General features: G+C 54.7%; 3 protein-coding genes. All 3 read left to right on the top strand.

The window, feature by feature from the left end; translation table 11 throughout:
• On the top strand, positions 1-570 hold a 570-nt coding region (locus tag ASF61_RS24025), incomplete at its 5' end, for a hypothetical protein (protein ID WP_229205810.1).
• Between the two features lie 405 nt (positions 571-975).
• The gene (locus ASF61_RS11340) at positions 976-1,338 is read left to right on the top strand and encodes a hypothetical protein (protein ID WP_229205809.1); all 363 of its coding nucleotides are present in this window, start codon (positions 976-978) and stop codon (positions 1,336-1,338) included.
• Between the two features lie 98 nt (positions 1,339-1,436).
• Positions 1,437-2,219: a plasmid recombination protein gene (locus ASF61_RS11335; RefSeq protein WP_082491512.1), complete on the top strand. Its 783-nt coding sequence runs from the start codon at positions 1,437-1,439 to the stop codon at positions 2,217-2,219.
• Positions 2,220-2,312: the final 93 nt, after the last annotated feature.

The raw sequence follows: 2,312 nt of genomic DNA, 5'->3' as shown, positions 1-2,312 counted from the left end.
AGCGCCGGCACAGCTTCAGCAATGACTTGTCGCCAGTCGAATATGAAAAGCAGTATTTCCAGCGGCTTGCGAGTGTCTAGAAAACTTGTGGCGATTCACGGGTCGCTGCGGGCAAGTATGCTCCATGGTCGACGGCTAATAAAGGTCGATGCCCTCGTAGACTGGGCCTTACCCCACAACTGCACTGTAACCCAGCTAGGTACCAGCGGTCGTGAATCGTATGTCGATTCGTACTTGACAAAGATATTAATGAAAGCGGCACCGCTGAAACCAACTGGGAAGGCATCGGGTACGACCAAAGATGTAGATGAGTGGATAGCTAAGTCAGTCGCAATTGCGAATTCAATCGCACTGCAGAAATGGGAACGCGGCGAGCGCCAAATTACAGCACGTAACATTTGCGACGCTGTAGCGATTGAGCTCGCCAAGGGGGAGCCGGATTACCCTCAGCAGTATCATGGAAACCAAGGCCCGCGTGCGGCCGGTGCAATTCGTAATGTGGCACTGAAAGGGTGGAAATTCACCTTCCCGAGTGGCACAAGTGGAATAAGTGGAATAGATGATAATTAGCCTTAAAAAATTCCACGGGGAAAACGCTGAAACACAGCGCCAGAGCGGTTTTCAGGCCATTTAAGAACGCTGCTGGCTTGCGGGATTTATTCCATTTGTGCCAGAAAAATAGAGCCTCCTCAACGCAGATAAAGGCTCTAAAATGCAAACCAATCCAATCCAACGACTTCAGCGCGCCGTTAAGGTCGCAACTGTCGCTAAGCAGGCACAAAATTTCCCGCCCCTCGACCAAGAGAACCGCTCTCATGTAGAAACGTCGTGCGCTGCCTTCCACCTCACCCGCAAAGCCCAAACTTTGCGTGCCTGGGCTTGCTTCGAAAATGGGCCGCTGCGCCCTGTTCGCATCTTGGGCCGCCTTGCTTGGTCTGTGGCTGACATTCGAAGCCTGTTGAACGGGGGCGAATAATGGGCAAGTGCCAATCCCCATTGTTTGCGGAATTGACTCTCGGCGCTGACAACCAGGATTTGACAAAACAACCCACCCGCAAATTCACTGGTACAGACAATCCGCGACACCTGCGAGTGATTCACGCGCTGATGACTCGCCCAAGGAAGCGCGAGGAGATTGACAGCGTTGCGGGCGCGTCAAACGGCCCTGAGTTGATAGCAGAACTGCGCCGCCGTGGACTGCGCGCCAACTGCGAGAAAATTCCTGGCATCGACCGCGACGGGTACCCCATCAAGTTTGGCATCTACGAGTTTGACCATGCTGACCGCCGTGCCGTTAGTGCCTGGTTGCGCAAGCGTAATGCTAAGGCCAAGTTGTGAGAAGCGCACTGTTCCGATTTGTGCGCACCGTGGTTGCCGTGCTCGTTGACACCCTGATATTGACGGCACTGTTTTCTTTGACAGCCTAGGGGGAAGGTATGACAAACGTCCAATTTCTGCGAATCAAGAAACTAACCGGCAAGGCCATCATTGAGGTGGCCGCACGGCACAATCATCGCGAAATACTGGCCGAACTGGGGGCCGCGTCAGGTGGGCACATCGAGCCAGCACGAGTCAGGCTCAATCGCGTATTGCGTGGGCATGGCACAGCGGCAGGCGTGGCAAGCCACGCTAGGGCGCTTATGGACGCAGCTGGCATCAAGTCGACGCGCAAGGATGCCGTGCGGGGGCTGGAGCTCATTTTTAGCTTACCGTCCGATTCGTCCATTGACCATGACCTCTTTTTCAATGAGTCCGTTCAGTGGGCGGGCGAATACTTCGCCGTGCCTATTATCAGCGCTATCGTTCACAACGACGAAGCCGCGCCACATTGCCACGTCTTGTTGCTGCCACTGGTTAATGGTCGAATGGTGGGCAGTGACTTGATGGGCGGACGCGCTAAGCTTTTAGCCATGCAAGCCGACTATCACGTGCGGGTAGGTCAACGACACGGGTTTACCCGGCAGGCGGCACAGAAGCGCGTCAGTGCCGCAGCTCGAAAGCAGGCATTAGACCGAGCGTTCAAAATGCTGCACGCGAATAGCGGACTTTCTGAGGCTGTGCTGTTGGCACTACTTGCTCCGCACGCCAATGACCCGGCACCATTGCTGTTGGCGCTGGGCTTAGCAATGGCGGCACCGACGGCGGTCAAAAGCGACTTTGTAAAAATGATGACAAAGCCATGCAAGCCAGAGAAGTCTATAGGGTTCAGAAAATCGTAAGCGTCGCCCCGGCGCCGTCTGGACGGCCTGACCACCGTCATTCATGATCGAATTTTGGCACAACATTTGTGCCCACAAATTCTGATTATGGAC

Origin of the sequence: Duganella sp. Leaf126 (assembly GCF_001423125.1) — a bacterium.
Taxonomy (GTDB): domain Bacteria; phylum Pseudomonadota; class Gammaproteobacteria; order Burkholderiales; family Burkholderiaceae_D; genus Rugamonas.
Note: the sequence above shows the minus strand (reverse complement) of the source record. Positions and strands in the feature narration are given on the sequence as shown.